This is a genomic window from Paenisporosarcina sp. P4_D4 (genome assembly GCF_056401835.1).
In genome coordinates this window covers 1-1990 of the sequence record NZ_JBFUIO010000240.1, presented here as the reverse complement: position 1 = coordinate 1990, position 1990 = coordinate 1, and the positions used below count along the sequence as shown (strand labels likewise).

1 protein-coding gene and 1 pseudogene are annotated in these 1990 nt (G+C 33.8%); one reads left to right on the top strand and one right to left on the bottom strand.

Going from position 1 to position 1990, the window contains the following annotated elements:
• Positions 1 to 1297 (bottom strand): spore germination protein (locus AC1DSL_RS17600; RefSeq protein ID WP_477533222.1); only part of this gene is annotated, 1297 nt, incomplete at its 3' end.
• A 77-nt stretch (positions 1298 to 1374) separates the two neighbouring features.
• On the opposite strand from AC1DSL_RS17600, the pseudogene AC1DSL_RS17595 reads away from it, so the two are divergent.
• Positions 1375 to 1701 (top strand): annotated as a pseudogene (locus tag AC1DSL_RS17595) (IS5/IS1182 family transposase); the annotation flags it as partial.
• Between the last annotated feature and the right edge of the window lie 289 nt (positions 1702 to 1990).

Sequence of the window (1990 nt, the reverse complement as noted above, 5' to 3'; positions counted from 1 at the left end):
GTACAATTCCAAAAAAACCGAACAATGATGCGGCTATCATGACAGGAAACCCCAATAACCTAGCACTGGTTCCCATTTCATTTACTGGTGATATGAATGAAGCTATGGCAGTGAGTCCAATTACAACAATCATCGTATTAGAAACTAAATTCGCTTCCACTACTGCTGTACCAATTACAAGCCCCCCCACAATACCAATTGTGTGAGCAATCGGAGTAGGTAAACGAATGGAAGCTTCTTTTAGTAACTCAAGAATGATTTGCATCGTAAAAGCTTCTATTAAAGGAGGAAAGGGGACGTATTCTAATGAAACCCTGATGGAATATAAAATTCCAATTGGAAGTACTTCAGAATGAAAAGAAACGGTGGCAATGTAAATTGCCGGCAAACTGATAGCAATGATAAAACTAAAGAAGCGAATAAATCGGAAAAAAGAACCTACTAGCCAACGACTATTATAATCGTCAGGCGATTGGTAAAACGCAAAAAAAGTAATTGGCATAATTAAAATTCTAGGACTACCATCAACAAGTAATATGATTTTCCCTTCGGTTAAGTACGACGCAGCTCTATCAGGCCTTTCAGTAGACAACATTTGAGGAAAAGGAGTATAAGGATTGTCTTCAATGTAATCCTCTACTTCGCCAATTGAAAGTAGTTGATCGACTTCAATAGAAGTAATTCTTCGTTCAACTTCTTCTAGAATTTTTTTATTTGCAAGATTTTCTATAAATACCATACTTACTTTCGTATTTGTAATTTTTCCTAAAGTGAAAAATTTTACTTTTAATTGAGGGCTTTTTATTCTCCTTCTCAAAAGTAGAATATTAGTACCTAAATTTTCGACAAACCCATCATGAGAACTTATAATACTCCGTTCATTAACTGGTTCTTCTATAGAACGCTCTGCAATTTCTCCTAGAGCTACTGACTTTGCAATCGCATCATTTTCTAATAAAATAGTACAGAAACCTTCTAATAAACTTGCCCCTACTTCTGAAATTTTTGAAGAACATTTCAATTCAGTAGCCTTCACTACATTTTGAATTTCTCCTGATTTCATTTCCAAAATAGGACCTATAACAGAAGATTGAAGAATATCTTTTTTCACCATCGAATCTAGAAAAAGAATAGTGCAACCCTTGTTATTAAACATCATTTTTTTAACCATCAAGTCTTCTGTTTGACAAAGATATTCTCGGATTGTATGTATATTTTTTTTAATATCATTAGTAAGTTGTTGATCGCTTTCATTGATATGATAATTGTGTAATGAAGTTTTTTTAAAGAAACTCATCTTAAAATACTCCTCGCCTCGACCTTCTAGTTGCTATTATTCTTTCCGTTTTTTAGCTATGCTATGCTTATCAAATTATTTTGCTGGATGAAAAACCGAAAGGATTCCATTATCTGGACCACCATTCACCATAAGGTGGATGCGAAATTCAATATCATCACAGATTACCTATATCACTGCCGGAAATGTGGCAGATCCGAGCCGTAATTGGCACTCCTTAAAGCACAAGTACAGAAATTTGGGTTTCAGGTAGAAGCAGTAGCATTGGATGCAGGATATTTTACGAATTACATTTGTAAAAAGTTAGCGGAACAACATTTTTTATGGTGATGGGATATCGTCGGTCTGGAAAGCCAAATAAGGAAGTACCAAGACGTTTCTTTCAGTATGACAAAGTAACGAATAGGGGGGGGAGGGGAAAATTCCCTGATGAAATATACTAAATATAAAAGTATCCTTTAAAGGATATTAATAGCCATTGAATAGAGGTAATCACCTTTGAATTATGTAAAATTTTGTATTTATCAATTCATCTTATTTTCAGCACTTTTTGTATTCAACATTCCCTTTGATAAATACATAAGTAAACCATTTACTTCTGTTGATTTAATAGCAATATGTATAAAGTTACCTATCATCATAATCGTTTACCGAGTAGTAAATAAGATATATAGACGATTCGAGAATATTAGG